Origin of the sequence: Nocardioides sp. S-1144, from assembly GCF_005954645.2 — a bacterium.
GTDB classification, from domain to species: domain Bacteria; phylum Actinomycetota; class Actinomycetes; order Propionibacteriales; family Nocardioidaceae; genus Nocardioides; species Nocardioides dongxiaopingii.
This window is the reverse complement of record NZ_CP040695.2, coordinates 945,766-966,005: the sequence shown is the minus strand read 5'-3', so window position 1 is coordinate 966,005 and position 20,240 is coordinate 945,766. Positions and strand designations below refer to the sequence as shown.

22 protein-coding genes and 1 other RNA gene are annotated in these 20,240 nt (G+C 74.6%); 9 read left to right on the top strand and 14 right to left on the bottom strand.

All coding sequences use genetic code 11. The features are described 5' to 3' along the window. Positions 1-16 precede the first annotated feature (16 nt). Together FE634_RS04620 and FE634_RS04615 are read left to right on the top strand one after the other, a co-directional pair. Entirely contained in the window at positions 17-724 is a 708-nt protein-coding gene (locus FE634_RS04620) for a M50 family metallopeptidase (protein ID WP_138875231.1), read from the top strand. Positions 725-793: 69 nt separating this feature from the next. Beyond that, positions 794-1,633 carry an Fpg/Nei family DNA glycosylase gene (locus FE634_RS04615; RefSeq protein ID WP_138875230.1) on the top strand — a complete coding sequence of 280 codons (840 nt, stop codon included), beginning with the start codon at positions 794-796 and terminating at the stop codon, positions 1,631-1,633. 67 nt (positions 1,634-1,700) lie between these two features. Here the strand turns inward: FE634_RS04615 and FE634_RS04605 are convergent, their stop codons facing one another. After that, positions 1,701-2,159 (bottom strand): PaaI family thioesterase, encoded by a 459-nt coding sequence (locus FE634_RS04605; protein ID WP_137292495.1) that lies wholly within the window; start codon positions 2,157-2,159, stop codon positions 1,701-1,703. A gap of 55 nt (positions 2,160-2,214) precedes the next feature. Here FE634_RS04605 and FE634_RS04600 point away from each other — a divergent pair, with 55 nt between their 5' ends. Beyond that, entirely contained in the window at positions 2,215-2,712 is a 498-nt protein-coding gene (locus FE634_RS04600; RefSeq protein ID WP_148240383.1) for a winged helix-turn-helix transcriptional regulator, read from the top strand. A 6-nt stretch (positions 2,713-2,718) separates the two neighbouring features. Here the strand turns inward: FE634_RS04600 and FE634_RS04595 are convergent, their stop codons facing one another. The 3 genes from FE634_RS04595 to FE634_RS04585 are packed head-to-tail and all read right to left on the bottom strand — an operon-like array spanning position 2,719 to position 5,401. After that, positions 2,719-4,521, bottom strand: coding sequence for a DEAD/DEAH box helicase (locus FE634_RS04595; RefSeq protein WP_137292493.1), 1,803 nt, complete (start codon positions 4,519-4,521; stop codon positions 2,719-2,721). Further along, positions 4,518-4,796: a DUF3039 domain-containing protein gene (locus tag FE634_RS04590; protein WP_134765028.1), complete on the bottom strand. Its 279-nt coding sequence runs from the start codon at positions 4,794-4,796 to the stop codon at positions 4,518-4,520. The genes FE634_RS04595 and FE634_RS04590 overlap by 4 nt, the downstream gene beginning before the upstream one ends. A gap of 47 nt (positions 4,797-4,843) precedes the next feature. After that, the gene (locus tag FE634_RS04585) at positions 4,844-5,401 is read right to left on the bottom strand and encodes a YqgE/AlgH family protein (protein ID WP_138875228.1); all 558 of its coding nucleotides are present in this window, start codon (positions 5,399-5,401) and stop codon (positions 4,844-4,846) included. An 80-nt stretch (positions 5,402-5,481) separates the two neighbouring features. Here FE634_RS04585 and FE634_RS04580 point away from each other — a divergent pair, with 80 nt between their 5' ends. After that, positions 5,482-6,183 carry a TetR/AcrR family transcriptional regulator gene (locus FE634_RS04580; protein ID WP_137292490.1) on the top strand — a complete coding sequence of 234 codons (702 nt, stop codon included), beginning with the start codon at positions 5,482-5,484 and terminating at the stop codon, positions 6,181-6,183. Here the strand turns inward: FE634_RS04580 and FE634_RS04575 are convergent. The 6 genes from FE634_RS04575 to FE634_RS04550 form a co-directional block, all read right to left on the bottom strand. Next, positions 6,170-7,183: a DUF3048 domain-containing protein gene (locus FE634_RS04575; RefSeq protein WP_137292489.1), complete on the bottom strand. Its 1,014-nt coding sequence runs from the start codon at positions 7,181-7,183 to the stop codon at positions 6,170-6,172. The two genes, FE634_RS04580 and FE634_RS04575, sit on opposite strands and share 14 nt — an antisense overlap. Before the next feature lie 165 nt (positions 7,184-7,348). Further along, positions 7,349-8,116, bottom strand: a complete 768-nt coding sequence (locus FE634_RS04570) for an SDR family NAD(P)-dependent oxidoreductase (RefSeq protein WP_138875227.1) — start codon at positions 8,114-8,116, stop codon at positions 7,349-7,351. A gap of 237 nt (positions 8,117-8,353) precedes the next feature. After that, a complete protein-coding gene (locus FE634_RS04565) occupies positions 8,354-8,767 on the bottom strand; it encodes an HIT family protein (RefSeq protein WP_138875226.1) in 414 nt (137 codons plus the stop codon). Between the two features lie 18 nt (positions 8,768-8,785). Then, positions 8,786-9,949, bottom strand: coding sequence for a glycerophosphodiester phosphodiesterase (locus FE634_RS04560; RefSeq protein ID WP_262347575.1), 1,164 nt, complete (start codon positions 9,947-9,949; stop codon positions 8,786-8,788). Positions 9,950-10,040: 91 nt separating this feature from the next. Next, positions 10,041-11,423 carry a M15 family metallopeptidase gene (locus FE634_RS04555; protein WP_138875225.1) on the bottom strand — a complete coding sequence of 461 codons (1,383 nt, stop codon included), beginning with the start codon at positions 11,421-11,423 and terminating at the stop codon, positions 10,041-10,043. A 100-nt stretch (positions 11,424-11,523) separates the two neighbouring features. Continuing rightward, the gene (locus FE634_RS04550; protein ID WP_148240382.1) at positions 11,524-12,981 is read right to left on the bottom strand and encodes a hypothetical protein; all 1,458 of its coding nucleotides are present in this window, start codon (positions 12,979-12,981) and stop codon (positions 11,524-11,526) included. 91 nt (positions 12,982-13,072) lie between these two features. Between FE634_RS04550 and FE634_RS04545 the strand changes: the two genes are divergently transcribed. The 5 genes from FE634_RS04545 (at position 13,073) to FE634_RS04525 (ending at position 17,502) form a co-directional block, all read left to right on the top strand. Continuing rightward, positions 13,073-14,092 (top strand): ABC transporter ATP-binding protein, encoded by a 1,020-nt coding sequence (locus FE634_RS04545; protein ID WP_137292484.1) that lies wholly within the window; start codon positions 13,073-13,075, stop codon positions 14,090-14,092. Then, positions 14,089-14,910 carry an ABC transporter permease gene (locus FE634_RS04540; protein WP_148240381.1) on the top strand — a complete coding sequence of 274 codons (822 nt, stop codon included), beginning with the start codon at positions 14,089-14,091 and terminating at the stop codon, positions 14,908-14,910. The genes FE634_RS04545 and FE634_RS04540 overlap by 4 nt, the downstream gene beginning before the upstream one ends. Before the next feature lie 52 nt (positions 14,911-14,962). Continuing rightward, positions 14,963-16,132: a sensor histidine kinase gene (locus FE634_RS04535; RefSeq protein WP_148240380.1), complete on the top strand. Its 1,170-nt coding sequence runs from the start codon at positions 14,963-14,965 to the stop codon at positions 16,130-16,132. Positions 16,133-16,209: 77 nt separating this feature from the next. Further along, a complete protein-coding gene (locus FE634_RS04530) occupies positions 16,210-16,758 on the top strand; it encodes a response regulator transcription factor (protein ID WP_262347655.1) in 549 nt (182 codons plus the stop codon). A 24-nt stretch (positions 16,759-16,782) separates the two neighbouring features. Beyond that, entirely contained in the window at positions 16,783-17,502 is a 720-nt protein-coding gene (locus FE634_RS04525) for a transporter substrate-binding domain-containing protein (RefSeq protein WP_138875222.1), read from the top strand. A gap of 193 nt (positions 17,503-17,695) precedes the next feature. On the opposite strand, the gene ssrA is transcribed toward FE634_RS04525, so the two are convergent. The 4 genes from ssrA to smpB all read right to left on the bottom strand — a co-directional run bounded on the left by ssrA (position 17,696) and on the right by smpB (position 20,227). Further along, positions 17,696-18,065, bottom strand: a transfer-messenger RNA (tmRNA) gene (gene ssrA / locus FE634_RS04520). 97 nt (positions 18,066-18,162) lie between these two features. Further along, positions 18,163-18,849: a maleylpyruvate isomerase family mycothiol-dependent enzyme gene (locus FE634_RS04515; protein ID WP_138875221.1), complete on the bottom strand. Its 687-nt coding sequence runs from the start codon at positions 18,847-18,849 to the stop codon at positions 18,163-18,165. A gap of 18 nt (positions 18,850-18,867) precedes the next feature. Beyond that, complete coding sequence (locus tag FE634_RS04510; protein WP_138875220.1) at positions 18,868-19,755, bottom strand: amidohydrolase family protein; 888 nt, start codon at positions 19,753-19,755, stop codon at positions 18,868-18,870. Beyond that, positions 19,748-20,227, bottom strand: coding sequence for an SsrA-binding protein SmpB (gene smpB / locus FE634_RS04505; RefSeq protein ID WP_137292479.1), 480 nt, complete (start codon positions 20,225-20,227; stop codon positions 19,748-19,750). Before smpB ends, FE634_RS04510 begins: the two co-directional genes overlap by 8 nt. Positions 20,228-20,240 lie beyond the last annotated feature (13 nt).

The window sequence follows — 20,240 nt, the reverse complement described above, 5'->3', positions numbered from 1 at the left end:
CGCCACACTGGCCGGCATGGAGATCTGGGACCGTGCCTCGGCCGTGCAACCGGTGCCCGAGCCCGGCCTGGTGCTGCTGACCGGCGTCGTGGCGCTGGCCCTGGTGCTGCTGCCGGCGACCTGGCCGCACGTGCGGCTCGGCGTCACGGTGGTCCACGAGGCCGGTCACGCGGTCGTCGCCGTCCTCGTCGGCCGCCGGCTCCAGGGCATCCGGCTGCACGCCGACACCTCCGGCGTCACCGTCTCCCGCGGCCGCCCGAGCGGGCCCGGGATGGTCGCCACCGTGGCGGCGGGCTACCTGGCCCCCGCGGCGGTCGGGGTCGGCGCGGCGCTGCTGCTGGCCGCGGGGCGGGGCGTGGCGATGCTGTGGCTCCTGCTGCTGCTCCTGCTGGCCCTGCTCGTCTGGGTCCGCAACGCCTACGGCGTGGCCGTCCTGGTCGTCGCGGGTGTCGGCGTCGGCCTGCTGACCTGGTACGCCGGACCACAGACCCAGTCGGTGGCCGCGTACCTGGTCGCCTGGCTCCTGCTCCTCGCCGCGCCGCGGCCGGTCCTCGAGCTGATCACGGCCGGACGCCGCCGCAGCCGCACCTCCGACCCCGACCAGCTCGCCCGGCTCACGCGGGTGCCGGCGCTCGTGTGGTGCCTGCTCCTGCTGGCCGCGAACCTGGCCGGGCTGGGGGTCGGCACCCTGACCCTGGCCCCCGACGTCCTCGACCGGGTGTGAGGACGCCGCGCGCCCGCACGCCACGAGGGTGAGCACCCGCGACCACGGTGCGCACTAGCGTCGCGACCCGTGCCCGAAGGCCACTCGATCCACCGCCTGGCCCGCCGCCACGCCACGCTCCTCGCCGGCCGCACGGTGTCGGCGTCCAGCCCGCAGGGCCGCTTCGCGGGCGGCGCCGCGCGGCTGGACGGCCGGCGGCTGTTGGAGACCGACGCGTGGGGCAAGCACCTCTTCCACCGCTACGCCAGCCGCGACACCGTCGCCGGCGACCCGCTCCTCGACGCCGAGCCGTGGCTGCACGTGCACCTCGGGCTCTTCGGCCGCTGGCGCGACGGGCACGGTGACCCGCCCGACCCCCGCGGCGCCCTGCGGCTGCGGCTCGTCGCCGGCGGGCCGGGGCCCGCGTGGGCCGACCTGCGCGGGCCGACCGCCTGCGAGCTGATGGCCGACGCCGAGCGCGACCTGCTGCTGGCCCGCCTCGGACCCGACCCCCTCCGACCCGACGCCGACCCCTCGCCCGCGCTCGCCCGGATCACGCGGTCCCGGCGCGCCGTCGGGGCGCTGCTGATGGACCAGTCGGTGGTGGCCGGGATCGGCAACGTCTACCGCGCCGAGGTGCTGTACCGCCACGGGGTCGACCCGCACCGCCCGGGCCGCGACCTCGACGTCGTCGAGTGGGCCGCGATGTGGGACGACCTGGTGGTGCTGATGGGCGCCGGCGTCCGCGCCGGGCGCATCGTCACCACCGAGCCCGACGACCGTGCCCGACCGCACGGGCGCCCGCGCCGCGCCGACGCGCACTACGTCTACGGCCGCGCGGGGCTGCCGTGCCGGCGGTGCGGCACGCCCGTGCACCGCGAGGAGATGGCGGCGCGCACGGTCTACTGGTGTGCGGTGTGCCAGGCCTGACCGGGGCACGGGCCACGGAACGGGCCGGCCGACGGACCAGCCCACGGACCAGCCGTCGGACCAGCCGTCAGGCGAAGATCATGCAGGACGACGTCGCGTGCGCGACCAGCTTGCCGGCGCCGTCGAAGAGCTGCGCCTCGGCGAGCGCGGTCCGGCGTCCGCGCTGGATCACCCGCCCGGTGCAGCGCAGTCGGCCGGAGGCGCCGGTGACCGGACGCAGGAACTTCACGGTCAGGTCGAGGGAGGTGTAGGCCTCCCCCACCGCGAGCGTGGAGTGCACCGAGCAGCCCGCGGCGGTGTCGAGCAGGGTCGACAGCACGCCGCCGTGCACCGTGCCGATCGGGTTGTAGTGCCGCGCCGGGTCGACGTCGAGGTGGACCGCGACCGCGCCCCGCTCGAGCTCGAAGCCGTCCATCCCCACCGTCGCGCTGATCGGCGGGGGCGGCAGCTCGGAGTCGAAGATCGCCTGGAGCTGCTGGTAGCCGTCCATCGCCGCGAGGTCCGGCACACCCTGGGTCTCGGTCATGGACCGAGCCTGGAGCAGGCTGGCTGAGTCTGTCAAGAAGACCTAGACTGGCGCGATGGACCCCGACGCCTCCCACGCCGCTCCCCCGGCCCTGGCGTGGTCGACCGCGAACTGCCAGGTCGCCCGGGCGATGGCGGTGCTCGGCGAGAAGTCCACGGTGGTCGTGCTGCGCGAGGTGTTCAACGGCGTCCGCCGCTTCGACGACGTCCAGCGGCACTCGGGGGTGCCGCGCCAGGTGCTCAGCAACCGGCTCGCGCTCCTCGTCGAGCACGACGTGCTGCGCCGAGTGCCCTACCGCCCCGAGCACGGTCGCGAGCGTCACGAGTACCGGCTGACCCAGAAGGGGCTCGACCTCTACCCCGTCCTGGCCGCCCTCGCCGACTGGGGGGCGCGCTACTACGCCGACAAAGAGGGGCCGCCGGTCGAGATCTCCCACCGCGACTGCGGCGCCGCCGTCCACGCCACGCTCACCTGCGAGGCCGGGCACCGGCTCGACGACCCCCGCGCGGCGGCACCGAGACCGGGCCCGGGCGCGCGCCCCGTCGACGCCTGAGGGGGCTCAGCCGGACTTCTTGACCGCCCACTCGCGCACCCGGTCGATCCGGGCCCGCAGCTGCTCGGCGTTGGCGACGGCGGCGGCCGGGCCGCCGCACTCCTTGCGCAGTGCGGCGTGGGTGATGCCGTGCGCCTGGCCGGTGCGGTGGTGCCACGCGCCGACGAGCCCGTTCAGCTCGCGGCGCAGGACGGCGAGCTGCTCGTGGGTGCTCACCTCGGCGACGGTGTCGGGCTCGCCCGCGGCGCCGCGGCGCGCCTGGGCCAGGGCCTCGCGCGCCTTCTGCGCCCGGGCGCCGTCGGCCTGGCGCTGCTGCAGCAGCTCGCGCATCTGCTGCGGCTCGAGCAGGCCCGGGATGCCGAGGAAGTCCATCTCCTCCTCCGAGCCGTACTGGTCGCCGTCGAAGAGCACGTGGTCGAACGTCGCCTCGGAGCCGAGCGCCTCGAACGACGCTCCGTCGAGCTCGTCGGAGGCGCCCTCGCCGGCCTCGGCCTGCGCGAGCAGGTCGTTCTCGGCGGCGAAGATGTCGTCCTCGTCGGTGATCCGGCGACCGAGCACGTGGTCGCGCTCGACCTCCATCTCGGCAGCGTGGCCCAGGAGCACCGGCACCGAGGGCAGGAAGATCGACGCCGTCTCGCCCCGGTTGCGGGCCCGGACGAACCGGCCGATCGCCTGGGCGAAGAACAGTGGGGTGGCGATGGTGGTGGCGAAGACCCCGACGGCGAGCCGCGGGACGTCGACGCCCTCCGAGACCATCCGCACCGCGACCATCCACCGCGCGTCGCTGGAGGTGAACGCGGTGATCTTCTTCGAGGCCGCCTTCTCGTCGGACAGCACCACGGTCGGGGCCTCGCCGGTGATCGCCCGCAGCGTCTTGGCGTAGGCACGCGCCGAGTCCTGGTCGGTGGCGATGACCAGCCCGCCGGCGTCCGGCACGTGGCGGCGCACCTCGGTGAGCCGCTTGTCGGCCGCGGCCAGCACCGAGGGGATCCACGAGCCCGCGGGGTCGAGCGCGGTGCGCAGCGCCTGGTTGGTCATGTCCTTGGTGAGCGGCTCGCCGAGCCGGGCGGCGACCTCGTCGCCGGCGCGGGTGCGCCACGACATCTCGCCGGAGTAGGCCAGGAAGAGCACCGGACGCACGACGTGGTCGGCCAGCGCGTGGCCGTAGCCGTAGGTGTAGTCGGAGACCGAGCGCGGGATGCCGTCGTCGCCGGGCGCGTAGGTCACGAACGGGATCGGGTTCACGTCGGAGCGGAACGGCGTCCCGGTCAGCGCGAGCCGCTTGGCGGCGGGCTCGAAGGCCTCGCGGACGCCCTCGCCCCACGACAGCGCGTCGCCGGCGTGGTGCACCTCGTCGAGGATGACCAGGGTCCGGAACCGCTCGGTGCGGATCCGCAGCGCGAGCGGGTTCACCGCGACGCCGGCGTAGGTGACCGCGATCCCGAGGAAGTCGCTGGAGATCTTGCCCTTGCCCGCGGAGTACGTCGGGTCGATCGGGATGCCGGCCTTGGCGGCCGCCTCGGCCCACTGCAGCTTGAGGTGCTCGGTCGGCGCGACGACGGTGACCCGGTCGATGACCCGGCGCCCGATCAGCTCGGCGGCGACCGAGAGCGCGAACGTCGTCTTGCCGGCCCCCGGGGTCGCCACCGCGAGGAAGTCGCGCGGCGACCGCTCGAGGTAGTCCTTCATCGCGGCGGTCTGCCAGGCGCGCAGGGACGGCGCCGTGCCCCAGGCCGCGCGCTCCGGCCAGGCCGGGGTGAGTGCGGTGGTGAGGTGGGCGTCGTCGTGAGGTCGGGGAGCGCCCGTCACTCGCCGGAGCCCGAGTCGCCGCCGCCCTTGAGGCTCTCCCAGGTCTCCTTGCACTCCGGGCAGACCGGGAACTTCTCCGGGGCCCGGCTGGGGACCCAGACCTTGCCGCACAGCGCGACCACCGGGGTGCCCATCACCATCGCCTCGGTGAGCTTGTCCTTGTCGACGTAGTGCGAGAACCGCTCGTGGTCGCCCTCGTCGGTCGGGACCGTGCGCTCGTCCTCGCGCTCCTTGGTGGCGGTCGAGGTTCCGAAGCCGAACGGGGAGGAGGTCACGGCTCCAGGGTAGTACCCGTCGGGCCCCGCCGAAGAACCGCTGGGGATCAGTTGAGCCCGGGGTCGGCCGGCCGGGTCGAGTGCATCGCGAGATCGCCCGGCTGGCGCCGCAGGACGTCGCGCCACAGCGTCGTGGTGTCGCTGCGGAAGACGTCGGGGGCCAGTCCCGGCACGACGTACCAGCTGCCCTCCTCGATCTCCTGCTCGAGCTGGCCGGCGCCCCAGCCGGAGTAGCCGGCGAAGATCCGCAGCCCGTCGAGCTCGTCGTCGACCAGCTCCACGGGCGTGTCGAGGTCGAGCAGGGCGAGCCGGTCGACGACCTCGCGCAGCCCCAGGACGCCGGTGTCGTCGCCGCGCCGCAGCGCCACCGCCAGCGCACCGTCGGTCTCCACCGGGCCGCCCTGGAACAGCACCTCGGGCTCGGCCACGACCTCGCCCCAGGGGCCGAGCACGTCGGCGACGGCGAGGGCGGTCGGCCGGTTGAGGACGACGCCGACCGAGCCGTCGTCGTTCACGTCGAGCAGCAGCACCACGGTCTCGGCGAAGTTCGGGTCGGCCAGCGCAGGCGTGGCCACCAGCAGCATCCCCGCCCGCACGTCGCTCACCCCACCATCATGACGGGTCGCTGCGCGGGGGCCGCCCGGATCGTTCCGGGCGACGACGTGGCGGGCCCTAGGCTGGCGGGGTGCCGAAGCCGAGGAGCGCCCCGCTCGAGCCCGAGGTCGCGGGCAACCGCCGGGCGGCGTACTCGGCCTCGACCAAGCGCAGCCTGGTCGACGTGGCCGAGCGCCTCTTCACCGAGCAGGGCTACGCCAGCGCCTCCCTCGACAGCATCGTCGCCGGCGCCGAGGTGACCAAGGGCGCGCTCTACCACCACTTCTCCGGCAAGCAGGCCCTGTTCGAGGCGGTCTTCGTGCGCGTCGAGGCCGACGCCGCCCACACGATCAGCCGGGCGCTGGAGGGCCGGACCGACCCGTGGGACAAGGCGCGCACGGGCCTGCGTGCCTTCCTCGAGGTCGTCCAGGAGCCGCGGTACCGGCGCATCGTCGTGCAGGACGGCCCGGCCGTGCTCGGCTACGAGCGCTTCCGCGAGCAGGAGGAGCGCTCGACCTACGCCAACGTCGTCGACATCGTGCGGTCCGTGCAGGTCGCCGCCGACTGGGAGCTCGACGAGGAGATGGTGCAGACGTTCGCGCGGATCTTCTTCGGCGCCATGGCCTCGGCGGGTGAGTCGGTCGCCGGCGCCGAGGACGGCGTCGCGGCCGCCGACCGCGTCGAGGTCGCCATGACCTTCATCATCGCCGGCTTCCAGGCCCTCTCGGAGGCGGGCGTCGCCCTGCCCGGCTCGACCGCCGGCTCGGCCGCCGGCTCGACTACTCGAAGGTGACGTCGCCGCCGTCGTCGGGCACGAGCTCGACCCAGGTGTGGCCGACGGGCACGGTGAGCGGTCCGGCCTTCGTGGCCAGCTCGAGCGGCGCGTCGAGGGCGTCCTTGGACCAGGTGCCGCGGACCAGGCGACCGTCGTGGAAGAGCAGCGCCTCGCCCTTGCCCTCGAGCTTGGTCTCCGGGACCGGGTTGCCGGCCGGGTCGAGGTAGCCGGCGTCGCCGACCTTCACCTTGAGCACGAGCACGGTGTCGGCCGGGAACTCGTCGCCGTCGGCGGCGAAGGTGTTCTCGTTGACGTAGGTGCCCTTGCGGAAGGTCCACTCGGTGGTGTGCCCCGCGGAGAACGACGCCGCGATCGAGGTGGCCTCCTGCCCCGCCGGGAGGTCCTCGGCCGGACCGAAGGGCAGGTAGTCGACCGGGCGCGCGGGCTTGGTCGCGGCCTCCTCGGCCACGTCCTCGAGGTTGGTGAACAGGTTGTACGGCGCGCTGCGGGACTCCTCGCGGTAGAAGCCGCCGGCGCCCTCGGCGAAGAACTCGATGCCGGCCTTCTTGATCCGCGAGATCGTCACGCCCGCCGCGCCGCTGGTGACCATGGCGCCGTCGACCGGCGCGACGATTCCGATGTCGGAGGCGCGCATCGAGCGCACCGGGCCGACGTCGCCGGGGATCTTCGAGTAGTAGAACGCCGCCAGGCGGGTCACGCCGCCCTCGACGAGCTCCTCGACGACGAGGTCGGCCGACCCGAGGCCCTCCTGGGGCGCGCTCGCGGGGGTGTTGTCCATCTTCAGGACCAGCACGGGGTGCTTCTGGATCGACTCGCTGCCCTCGGCGACCGGCAGCCCGGTCATCGGCCAGGTGTCGGGGTCGCCGGAGACCTCCGCGGTCGGGGACGGCGTGGACGCCGCCTTCTCCGGCGCGTCCTCCTCGCCGCCGCAGGCGCTCAGCGCGAGGCAGAGGGACAGCGTGGTGGCGGTGGCGAGAGCGGTGCGGGTGCGACGCACGGGAGACGTCCCTTCGAGGGGGTTCGTTGGTCTAGTCGATCGGTCGACTATCGGGGTCAAGTGTGCGCGCCGACCCACACGCCGCCCGGGAGGCGGGCGGGCGTGTCGGACGACGTCCGGCCGGACGAGCGCCCGGACGGGCGGCGGGGCGGGCGGGGTGGTGCGTCAGACGAGCGTGGCGCCGCCGTCGACGTACAGCGTCTGGCCGGTGATGTAGGAGGCCTCGTCGCTGCACAGGAACGCGGCCGTCGCGGCGATGTCCTCGGGGAACCCGACCCGCCGGACCGGGTTGGCCTCGCCGCTGAGGCGGCGGAACTCCTCGACGTCCATCTTGAGGCGGGCGGCGGTGGCGTCGGTCATCTCGGTGGCGATGAAGCCGGGCGCGATCGCGTTGGCGTTGACGCCGTAGGGGCCGAGCTCGATGCCGAGGGTGCGGGTGAAGCCCTGCACGCCCATCTTGGCGGCCGAGTAGTTCGCCTGGCCGCGGTTGCCGAGGGCGGAGACGCTCGAGAGGTTGAGGATCTTGCCGTACTTCTGGGCCACGAAGTGCGCCTGGGCGGCCTTGGTCATCAGGAAGGCGCCCTTGAGGTGCACCCCCATGACCAGGTCCCAGTCGTCCTCGGTCATCTTGAACAGCAGGTTGTCGCGGGTGATGCCGGCGTTGTTGACCAGCACGTGGATGCCGCCGAGCTCCTCGACGGCGCGGGCGATCGCGGCGTCGACGTCCGCGCTCCGGCTGACGTCGGCCCCGATGCCGACGGCCCTGGCGCCCTCGGTCAGGGGCAGCCGGCCGGCGGCCTCGGTGGCCGCGGCCTCGTCGAGGTCGACGACGGCGACCGACGCGCCCTCCTCGGCCAGGCGGGTGGCGATGGCGAACCCGATGCCGCGCGCCGACCCGGTGATGACGGCGACCCGTCCGTCGTAGCGACCCATCCCGGTGACTCCTCTGTGGTTGGTGGCCAAACTAGTTGGCGGACCTCCCCACCGTAGAGGAACCCTCAGCGACCCCCGAGCGGGGTCTGCAGCGCGAACGCGACCAGCGTCATCGCGAGGATCCCGACGGTGCCGAGCACCGTCCTGCCGAGGCCGTCCAGCTTCATGTCCTGGTAGACGCGCTGGGACGCCGTTCGGTTGCCTGCGACCCGACCCGGTCACCGGCCAGCCCAGCCCTCAGGAATCGAGCGCCCCCCGCAGCGAGGCGGCGACGCGGTCGGCCTCCCCGTCGGCGTAGGTGGTGCGCGGCCAGAAGAAGCCGCGCAGCCCGTCGCCCTTGGTGCGCGGGACGACGTGCAGGTGCAGGTGCGGCACCGACTGGCTGACGGTGTTGTTCATCGCCACGAAGCTGCCCTGGGCACCCAGCGCGTCCTTGACCGCGACCGCGATCCGCTGGGCGGCCTCCAGGAACCCGTCGCGGAGCCCGGCCGGCAGGTCGGGCAGCGTCTCGACGTGCTCGCGCGGCACCAGGAGCACGTGGCCGTGGAACAGCGGGCGGACGTCGAGGAAGGCCAGGAAGTCCGGCTCGTCGAGGACGACGGACGCCTGCGCCTCCCCCGCGACGATGGCGCAGAAGACGCAGGCGGGCACGCCGTCGAGGTTAGCCCGTCAGCCGACCCACTCGTCGCGGGCGAAGACCCCGGAGTCGGGGAAGTCGGCGAAGATCCCGTCGACGCCGGCGTCGAGCAGCGCGGTGATCTCACCGAACACGTCGCCCTTGGCGTTCGGGTCGGTGCCGACCCGGAAGTTCGTGGGCAGGAACTGGTTCTCGTCGCGCACCGTGAAGACGACGACCCGGAGGCCGACGCGGTGGGCGTTGCCGACCAGGGCGCTCGGTGCGCCCGTGGCGCCGGCGGGGTCGCGGGGCAGCACCAGGCTCTTCTCCGGGCCGACCCAGTCGGCGTAGCGCGCGACCTTGCGGAGCCCGCCGCGGCTGGTCAGCTCGGCGTAGGTGGTGCCCTCGTCGGCGAGGTCGTAGGGCCCGCCCCGCGCGTCGGCCAGCTGCACCAGCGGGACGTCGGTGGCGTGGTCGAGCTCGCGCAGGTTGCCGACCTCGAAGGACTGGATGACGACCTTGCTCCGCGCCTTGTTCTTGCCGGCCTGCTTGAGGCTCCGCAGCAGCGGCTCCTCGAGCGACAGCCCGATGGAGTCGAAGTAGGTCGGGTGCTTGGTCTCCGGGGCGACGCCGATCTTGTGACCGAGCCGCTTCTCCCACCTCGCCACCAGGGCGAGCACCTCGGTGAAGGTCGGCACCTGGAACCGGCCGTCGTAGCGGGTGTTGCCGGTCCGCACCAGCGGCAGCCGCTCCTTGGCCCGCAGCGTCTTGAGCTCGCGCAGCGTGAAGTCCTCGGTGAACCAGCCGGTGACCGCGACGCCGTCGATGGTCTTGGTGGTGCGCCGCGACGCGAACTCCGGGTGGTCGGCGACGTCGGTCGTCGTGCCGATCTCGTTCTCGTGGCGGGTGACCAGGACGCCGTCCTTGGTGGAGACGAGGTCGGGCTCGATGTAGTCGGCCCCGAGCCGGATGGCGAGCTCGTAGGAGGCCAGCGTGTGCTCGGGCCGGTAGCCCGAGGCGCCGCGGTGGCCGAAGACGAGGGGGACGTCGAGCTGCTGGACGCGCACGCTCGACGGCGCGGCGGAGCGCTCCTGCTCGACCGTCGTGCGGTCGGCGGTGGCCGGCGCGAGCGGGGCCACGAGCGTCATGGTGAGGGCGGCGAGGGCGGGCGCGAGGACGCGGCCGACGGGGATGGTCCGAGATCTCCGAGATGTCATGGGTCGACTGAACCACTCATCGGTGACGAGCGCACCAACACCTTCGGGCGGGCGGGTGACGTCGTGGCCGGCGGCGGGCCCGGTGGTTGGCTCAGTGGCAGGCGTGACCGCCGCAGGCGCGCGGCGCCGGCCCGACGACCCGACCGGAGCCGGACGGCACGTCGAAGTGCTGGCTGTCGCCGGTGCCGTAGGTCCAGCGGAACCCGTGCCGCAGCATGATCCGGACCACGCCGTGGTCGCGCGAGCGCCACGCGACACGCGGGTGGCGGTGCGCCTGCCACCAGCTGTTCGGCACCAGTCCGGTGGCGGAGCGGTAGGGGTTCTCCCAGGTGTTCACGTCGAGGGAGCGCCCGTAGGAGTGCGGCGAGCGCACGCCGGGGCGGTTGACCACCCAGCGGCAGTTGAACGCGGAGGTGTTGCCGGCCGCCATCGAGCGGTGGTCGTCGGCACCCTGGACGCGCTCGGACCAGCCGAACCGGTCGACGCGGACCATCGACCGGATCGGGTAGCGGCCGGCGTACATCGCGGCGAGGGCGCGGGCCATGTTGTCGACCGCGCCGGCGGCGGCGACCAGCTCGCCCCGGTAGCGGTAGCCGTCGTAGCCCCAGTAGTTGATGCGGAGCAGCCGCAGGCCGGAGCGGCCGACGGGGCAGCCCTCGTGCCAGCTGCGGCCGGTCATGTCGTCCCAGACGCCGTCGGGGATCGCGGTGACGACGGGGTCCGCACCCGGCGAGGTCGCCCGCGGCTGCCGGGGCAGGTCGACGCGCGGCTCGGGCGCCGCCGCCGGCAGCCGCACCGGGACGCCGGGCGGCAGGTTGTCGACGCCGTGCACCGGGCTGCGGTCGCCGCGCACCCAGTCGAGCGCGGGGGCGACGACCCGCCACCGGCTGTCGACCCGGGGCCAGACCCGGAGCGTGGCGCGGCCGCGCCCGTCGGTGCGCAGCGTGCGGAGGGTCTCCCAGCGCTCACCGGCCAGCCGGCGCTGGAGCCGCACGGGTCCCGGCACCCCCGTACCGGCGGTCGTGCGCCACCGCACGCGCAGGGTGACGGCACGCTCGTCGACGACGCGGTCGCGGCCGCCGACGGTGACGACGCTCGGCTGGCGCACCAGGCGGCTGGGGACCGGCGCGGTGCGGGCCGGGTCGTGCACCCCGTCGCCGTCGTACCGGGCTCGGAAGACGTTGTCGCCGGCGTCGCGGGCCCGCCGGACGACGGCGGTGCCCCGCCCGGAGGTGTCGGTGACGACCGTCGCCACCGCCGCCCACGCGCCGTCCCGCCGTCGTTCGAGGACGACGGCCGCACCGGCCAGCGGGGCGCCGTCGTCCCCGGTGAGCGTCACCGCCAGCGGGGCGTCCGCGTCCGCGGGCCCCGCGGTGGCGGTCAGCACCAGCGACGCCGGCTCGGCGGCGGCCGCCGGGAGCGTCGCGCCGAGCAGGAGGAGGGACACGATGACCAGCAGCCGTCCGAACGCCATGACCGGATGATGACGGAGAGCCGCCCCGGACGGCGTCACCCGCGCGGCGGGTCGCGCCACCGTCACCCCGATCGTGCCGTCGCGGGCCGCGCGCCGGTGCTCAGCCGCGGGCGCTGCCGTAGCCGAGGACGGCCGCGAGTCCGAGCGCGCTGCGGGGCTCGTAGGCCGCGCGCCACAGCCCGCCGTGCACGGCGGCCGCGGCCTCGTCCTGCCACGGGTGGGCCCGCGGTGCCGGCGGCCGGGCGAGGTCGCGCACGAGCAGGGCCGCCATCAGCGTGTTGGCGGTGGCCGGCTCGAAGACCTCGACGCCGAAGCGGTGCGCGCCCGCGAAGGCGGCGGCGAGCGCGCGGTTCTTGAGGACCGAGCGGGTGCGGGTCGACGGCGCGACGTGGAACGACACCAGTCCCCCGTCGGCGAGCGCGGTCGTGGCCCGCCAGCGCTGGATCCGCTTGGCGAGGGCGTAGTTGGGGCCCTGGACCGGCACCAGGCTGTCGCCGATGCCGGGGTCGGCGGCCGGTGGGTAGGCGCGGTGCAGGAGCCGGCCGCGCGAGACCCAGCGCAGCGGACGGCCGACCACCTTGGCGGTGCGGCCGCGCTCGACGTAGGCGTCGGTCGAGGCCTCGACGGCCGCGCGCGGGACGGCGAACACGTCGGTCGGGGTGGCGAGGAAGGCCAGCGCGGTGTCGGGGCGGTTCCGCACCAGCCGGGCCCCCAGGACGTCGGCGGCCACCGTCACCCGCACGTGGGTGGCCCCGTCGGCGTAGAGGTAGTTGCCCACGACGAGCCGGCCGTCGAGTCCCTCGACCCAGGTCGCGACCTCCGGCACCTCGGCCAGCAGGTCGGCCCCGGTGACGCCGGCGTCGTCGACCGGCACCAGCAGCCGCCCGGCCGCCCGGGTCGCGGTCGCCCGCACCCGCTCCCAGACGGCCTCGCGGGGCAGGTCGACCGCGGCGACGGTGGCGCCCCAGCGCAGCAGCGGGGCGAGGGGACCCATCTCCGCCCCCGCACCGAGGACGACGACCGTGTGGCCCTCGGCCCGCAGCCACCCGGGGTGCGCCGCGACCTCGGCGACGGCCTCGGCGGCCGAGGGCTCCATCACGCCGCGCACCACCCAGTCGGCCAGCTGGTCGCGCAGCGCGTCGCCGCGCAGCTCACGGCCGCGGTAGGGCACGACGAGCTCGGTGGCCGCGGCGCCCTCCCCGCGGACCTCCTCGGTGTGCAGCACCCGGGTGGGCGCCGCGTCGAGCAGCGAGGCGAGCGGTCGGTCGGCCGCCGCGGTGTCGCGCCCGTCGCCGTCGTCGGCGACCACCATCCGCTGGTGGACGGCGTCCAGCCCGTCGCGGGCGATCCGCACCCACGCCTCGGGCGTCGCCAGACCGGCCTCGACCAGGCGCCGGAAGTGCACGACGTACCCGCTGCGCCACGCGGTCTCCTGCTCGACGCCGAGCGCGCCGGCCGGGTCGACGGCACGCAGCGCGGCGGCCACGACCTCGCGGCCCACCTCGGTGGTGCTGCGGCGGCCGTCGGGTCGGGCGGGGAAGGAGATGCCGTGGGTCACGGCACCATCATGGCCCGCGATGACATTTGTCATCGACGACCGGTGAGGAACGCGACTGAGGAACCGGCCCGGACGCGGCGAGGCTGGGGACATGGACACGAACACCACCACCCGATCCCCGGGGCAGCCTGCGATCCGGGTCCGCGGCCTGCGACGCACCTTCGGACACGGCGCCACCGCGTTCGAGGCCGTCCGCGGCATCGACCTCGACGTCGCCGCCGGCTCCATCACCGCCCTCCTCGGCACCAACGGCGCCGGCAAGACCTCCACGCTGGAGGTGATCGAGGGGCTGGCCACCGCCACCGCGGGCGAGATCCGCGTGCTCGGGCTCGACCCGATCGCCGACCGCGCCGCCGTCCGGCGTCGGACCGGGGTGCTGCTGCAGCGCAGCGGCTTCTCCGGCGACCTGACCGTGCGCGAGACGCTGCGGCTGTGGAGCGGGACGCTCACCGCGCCGCGCCCGGTCGACGACATGCTCGACCTGCTCTCGCTCGGCGGGCGCGCCGACACCCGGATGCTGTCGCTCTCGGGCGGGGAGAGCCGCCGCGTCGACCTCGCCGCCACGCTGATGGGCGACCCCGAGCTGGTCATCCTCGACGAGCCGACCACCGGCCTGGACCCCGAGAGCCGCCGCCAGGTCTGGACCCTCGTCGCCGGCCTCCGCGACGCGGGCTCCACGGTCCTCGTCACCACCCACTACCTCGAGGAGGCCGAGACCCTCGCGGACCGCCTCGAGATCATGCACCGCGGCGAGATCGTCCGGTCCGGCACACCCACCGAGATCGCCGCCGGGCACCCCTCGATGATCTCCTTCGACCGCCTCGACACGCTCCCGGACCCGCTCTCCGGCGTCACCCGCGTGCACCACGAGCACAGCCGCACGACGCTGGAGACCAGCGACCTGCAGGCCTCGCTCGGCGACCTCCTCGACTGGGCCGACCAGTACGGCGTCCGGCTCGCCGGGCTCGACGCCCGCAGCCCCAGCCTCGAGACCGTCTTCCTCGCGATCGCCGACGGTCGCGACCCGGACGCCGGCACGCCCGGCCGGCCCGCCGACCGCCCCGCCGAGCACGCCACCCCCGCCGTCCCCCTGGAAGGGAGCCTCCGATGAGCGCCACCACCGCCACGACCACCGCCCCCACCCCCGCCGACCGCTTCTCCCTGCGCCGGCTGGCCCACCTGACCCGGTGGAACCTCGTCCTCCTGGCGCGCAACCGGCTCGCGCTGGTCTACGGCACGGTGCTGCCGCTCGCCGGGTTGGCCCTGCTGCTGCCCGGGGAGCGGGGCGACATCGCCCTCGGCGCCTCCGGCATCGGCGGCGTCGTGCTCACCGCCGGGCTGTTCCCGGTGTTCTACAACGTGCTGTCGCAGTTCGTGAACCGCCGCGACGAGCTGGTGCTCAAGCGGATGCGCACCGGTGAGGTCCGCGACTCCGAGCTGCTCGTCGGCGTCGCGCTGCCCGGCGTCCTGTGCGCCCTCGCGGTCAGCGCCGTCACCGTCCCGGCCGCCGCCGCGCTGGGCCAGCCGCTCCCCCTGAACCCGGCCGTGTTCGCCGTCGGTGCCGTGGTCTCGGCGGTCATGTTCGCGGGCCTGGCCTACTGGACGGCGGCCTGGACCCGCAGCGCCGAGGCGGCGCAGCTGACCAGCATGCCGGTGATCATCCTGGCCATCGCCGGACCGGTCATGGCCTCGCTCACCAGCCTGCCCGAGGCGGTGCGCGACGTCGTCTCCTACACCCCGGGCGCCGCCATCGGCGAGCTCGTGCGGGTCGGCTGGTTCGGGCTCGACGGCACCGGCGCGACCGAGTCGACCCTGTCGCTCTCGGAGACGTGGGGGCAGAGCGTCGGCCCCCTCGCCGTGATGGTCGCCTGGACCGGCGTCGCCCTCTCGCTCGCCTCCCGCTCGATGCGCTGGGAGCCCCGCTCCTGACGCGTCCCACCCTCACCACGGCCCCGCCCGTCCCTAGGGTGGGGCCGTGGCCATGACCCTGCGCAGACCCCGCCGCTGGTCGGCCCTGAGCCGGGTCGAGCGCGTCGACCTCTACACCCGCGCCTCGCTGTACGTGATGCTCGCCGGCTTCGCCTTCTCGCTCCTGCTCGCCGCGGCGACCGCCGCCGCCGACGCGGGCGAGCGGGGCGCCATCGTCGCGGGCGGGGTCGTCGTGCTCGTCGCCGCGACGGTCGTGCTGCGCGCGGTGGTCGACAACCACCCCGCCCGCGGTCCGCTGCCCTGGCCGTGGGTGGCGGTGCTGCTGCTGGGCAGCGTGGGGTACCTGCTCGTGCCCGGCACGTCGTCGGTCGACACCGTGCAGGCCACGGTGACCGCGATGGTGATCGGCAACGTCGCCGCCGCCCTCGGCGGCATCCCCGACCACCGGGTCTCGGCCGCGGTGGTGGCCGGCGGCGCCGTCCTCGGCGGGCTGCGGGGCGAGGCCTCGGGGGTGGTGTCAGGGGCTGTCCTCGCGGCCTTCCTCGTGTTCGCGGTCCGCGCCTCGCTCTGGGTGCTCGACGTCGTGAGCGAGCTCGACGCCGCCCGGAACGCCGTCGCCCGGCTGGCGGTCGCCGAGGAGCGCCTGCGGTTCTCCCGCGACGTCCACGACGTGCTCGGGAGGCGCCTGTCGACGATCGCCGTCCAGGCCGAGCTCGCCGCGACCCTCGCCGCCCGCGGCGACGAGCGGTCGGCGGAGAAGATGCTGGAGGTGCGTGCCGTCGCGCACGAGGCGCTCGCCGAGGCCCGCGAGCTGGCCCGCGGCTACCGCCCCACCGACCTGGCGACCGAGCTCGAGGGCGCCCGGTCGCTGCTCCGCTCGGCCGGGATCGACGTCGAGCTCGCCGTGGACGTCGTCCCCCGGGCCTGGCACGAGGCGGCCGGGTGGGTGGTCCGCGAGAGCGTCACCAACGTGCTGCGCCACTCGGCGGCCACCCGCGTGCGCATCGAGCTCGCGGGCGACGAGCTGCGGGTCTCGAACGACGGCGTCCGAGCCGGCCCCCCGGCGTCCGGCGGCGGCGCCGGCCTCGACGGCCTGCGGGAACGACTCAGCCCGCTCGGCGCCTCCCTCACCACGACCGCCTCGCCCGGCTCCTGGACCGTCGTGGCCCACCTGCCCGGGTCCGGGCCGCTGAGCGCCACCACCACCAGGAGCCCCGCGTGACCAGCACCGAAACCACCGGCGTCATCCGGGTCCTCCTGGCCGACGACGAGCACCTCATCCGCACCGCGCTGGTGCAGATGCTCAACCTCGAGGACGACGTCGACGTGGTCGCCGAGGCCGCCACCGGCGACGAGGCGGTCGCGATGGCCGTCAAGCACGGGGTCGACGTCGCCGTGCTCGACCTGCAGATGCCCGGGCTCGACGGCACGGCGGTGGCCGAGCAGCTGGCCACGCGGCTGCCCGGCTGCCGCTGCATCATCGTCACCAGCCACGGCCGTCCCGGTCACCTCAAGCGGGCGCTCGCGGCCGGCGTCCGCGGGTTCCTGCCGAAGACGACGTCGGCGGCCACGCTCGCGGCCGTCGTCCGCACGGTGCACGCCGGGGGCCGCCACGTCGACCCCCAGCTCGCGGCCGAGGCCATCACCGCCGGCGACAGCCCGCTCACCCCGCGCGAGTCCGACGTCCTCGAGCTCGCCGCGACCGGCGCCCCGATCGACGAGATCGCCCAGCGGGCCTCCCTCTCCCCCGGCACGGTGCGCAACTACCTGTCCAACGCGATGACCAAGCTCGACGCCGCCAACCGGCACGACGCGGTCGCGATCGCGCGGCGGATGGGCTGGATCTGAGCCACGAGCCACAGGGCTGGCACCATGCGGCTCGTGGACATCACCGACGAGCTCGCTCCGACCGGCACCCTGCGTGCGTCGATCAACCTCGGCAACCCGGTGCTCGCCCAGGGCACCCCAGATGCTCCGGGCGGCGTCACCGTCGACATCGCCCGCGAGCTCGGCTCTCTGCTCGGCGTCCCGGTCGAGCTGGTCTGCTTCGACGCCGCGCGCGACTCGTTCACGGCGATGACCACGGGCCGGGCCGACATCTGCTTCCTCGCCGTCGACCCCGCCCGCGAGGAGACGGTCGCGTTCACCGCGCCGTACGCGGTCATCGAGGGGGTCTACGCGGTCCCCGACGGCTCACCCCTCACCTCGGCCGACGACGTCGACCGCCCGGGCGTCCGGGTCGGGGTCAAGGAGGGGTCGGCCTACGACCTGTTCCTCACCCGCACCCTGGCGCACGCCGAGGTGGTCCGGGGCAGCGAGGGCACCTCGGTGTTCTCCGAGCAGCGGCTGGAGGTCGCCGCCGGCATCAGGCAGCCGGTCGTCGACTTCGTCGCGACCCACCCCGGCACGCGGCTGCTCGAGCCGCGCTTCATGGAGATCCAGCAGGCGGTCGGCACCGCGCGGACCCGCAGCCCGGAGGCGGTCGGGTTCCTGCACACCTTCGTCGAGGACCTGAAGGCCACCGGCTTCGTCGCCGCGGCGCTCCTCCGGTCGGGTCGACGCGACGCGACCGTCGCCCCGCCCGCCGCGTGAGGTCGCCGCGGACGGATTGCGGCAGGCGGCTTGCTGCCGGCGCCCAGCCGGAGACGGGCTGCGCAGGACAGACACGTGAGCCGCTCCGACGGTGTCGGAGCGGCTCACGTTCAAGAGGGCTGCGTCTCGGCGGCTGGGCCGCCGGGACCGGCAGTGTGCGACGCCTCCGCGCTCGTGCTGCGGGGACCTCTGGGTGTGGAGCTGGCGGGAATCGAACCCGCGTCCTCGAGCGTCGAACCAGGTCTTCTCCGGGTGCAGTCTGCGATGACGATTTCTCGGCCCCGGCGCTCGCGCAGACGCGTCGCCGACAGGCCCAGTCAGGTTTGAGTCCCGGTCACCCCTCCTGACGAGAGGTGAACAGCAAGTCTCCTAGATGACGCCAGGGTCCGGGACGGAGACGGATGCCCGGTCTGACGCTTCGATCACCGCTCAGGCGGCGAGAGCGAAGGAACTGCGCTTAGCGTTGGCAGTTATTGGTTTCCAGCGATCGTTTACGAGATGACGCTGGCTCCTCGACCCGCTTCCCCTGGAACTAACGTCCCAAGTCGAAACCGATCAGCCCCTCTTGAGTTGTCGTGCTCCCCCATCCTAGCGGGCCGGTCCCACTGGAGCACCTCACTTCCCGGACCGGCCGGGCGGCGACCGGTGTCGGGCGGGCGCCTAGGACGCCGCGCCGGCACCGACCCAGGCCCGCAGCGCTGCGACGCCGGGTCCGTCGAGCTCGTGCACCAGGGCCGGGCGGCCCGCGATCGTGGTCGCCAGCGCGGCGGCGGTGCCGGACACCTCGGTGCCCGGCCCACCCCGCCCACTCCGCCCGCCGTGCCAGTCCACGTCGGTGGCGCGGTAGCGCAGCCGCGGCCGACCGCCGCGGATCGACCCCAGCATCGGCAGGCCGGAGAGCAGGAAGTCGAGCACCGGGGTCCAGTGCGCGGCGGGCCGGTCGACCGGGAGCCCGAGGGGCACGGCGACGTCCACGCGGTGCACCATCACGTCGGTCAGGGCCGAGCGCGCGCCGAGCCCCGGCGGGTGGAACCGGCTCCCGGCGTGCCGGCGCAGCCCGTCGGCGAGGTCGGCGCCCGACCAGCCGTCGAGGTCGGCGGCCAGGGCGAGGACGACGCGCGGCGGCAGGGCCCGCCCCCGGACGACGGCTCCGGCCAGCTGCCGGCGGTCGGCCTCCTGCACGCTCACCAGGTGGGCGACGACGCCGTGGACCGTCCAGGCCGGGCACAGGCTCGGCGTCGCCCACTGCTGCGGGGTGAGGGTGGCGACCAGGTCGGCGAGGGCCCGGCGCTCCAGGGCGATCGTCGCCCAGTGCCGCTCCTCGCCCTCACGCCGCCGACCGGTCACCCGGCCAGTGTGGACCGCTCAGCCCCCGTTGGACAGGAGGAGCCGGACGCCGTTGTGCCAGCACACGTCGCGCAGCCAGTCGTCGCCCAGGTCGAGCGCGGCCAGCCCGGACAGCTGCTCCACGTAGGGGTACGGGATGGTCGGGAAGTCCGAGCCCAGCAGCACCTTCGGCTGCAGGTCGCGCAGCCGCGGCAGCAGGTCGGCGGGGTAGTCGACGCCGAAGAAGTCGGTGAAGACCATCGTGGTGTCGAGGTGCACCCGCTCGTGCCTCTCGGCCAGGGCCAGGAAGGCCTCGCACTCCGGTGCACCGAGGTGGGCCACGATGACCGCGAGCCGCGGGAAGCGGCGCAGCAGGCGCTGCATCGACGCCGGCCCGGTGAAGTCGTTGCCGACCGGCCCCGAGCCGGCGTGCACGACGACCGGGGTGCCGGCGTCCTCGAGGAGGCCCCAGACCTCGTCGAGCAACGGGTCGTCGAGGTGGAACTCCCCCACCTGGAGGTGGATCTTGAAGATGTCGACGCCGCCCGCGACCTCCGCGGCGACGTAGGCCGCGGCGTCCGGCTCGGGGTAGAACGTCGCCGACCGGAGCACCTGCGACCGGCCGGCGGCGAACTCGGCCGACCAGCCGTTGAGGTAGGTCGCGACGCCCGGCTTGTGGGCGTACGGCAGCGTCGAGAAGTGGCGCACGCCCATCTGTTCGAGGGTGAGCAGCCGCTCCTCGTGCGAGGTCCGGTAGCGGATCGGCCAGGGGCGGCCGATCTTCGGGCCGGCCTGGTCGAAGACCGCCCACACGGCGCGCTGGATGTTGGGCGGCAGGAAGTGCACGTGGACGTCGAAGAGCCCGGGCAGTCCCAGCGTCGTCCAGAACTCCCGGACCGCGGGAGCGTCGGGGTGCTCCTCAGTCACGCATGCCCTTGAGGCGGCGCCCGACCTCCTGCTGGATCTCGTTCTGGGCGTCGCGCTTGGCCATCGACTGCCGCTTGTCCCACGACTTCTTGCCCTTGCCGACGCCGATCTCGATCTTGGCGCGGCCGTCGAGGAAGTACAGCGACAGCGGGACGACGCTCAGCCCCTTCTCGCTGACCCGGCGCTCGATCTTGTCGATCTCGACCCGGTTCAGCAGCAGCTTGCGCTTGCGGCGGGCGGCGTGGTTGGTCCAGGTGCCCTGCGAGTACTCGGGGATGTGGACGCCGTGCAGCCACGCCTCCCCGCGGTCGATGTCGACGAACCCGTCGACCAGCGAGGCCCGGCCCTGGCGCAGCGACTTCACCTCGGTGCCCTGCAGCACCAGGCCGGCCTCGAAGACGTCGTCGATGGCGTAGTCGTGCCGCGCCTTCTTGTTCTGCGCGATCAGCTTGCGCCCCTGCTCCCTGGCCATCCGTCCATCATCC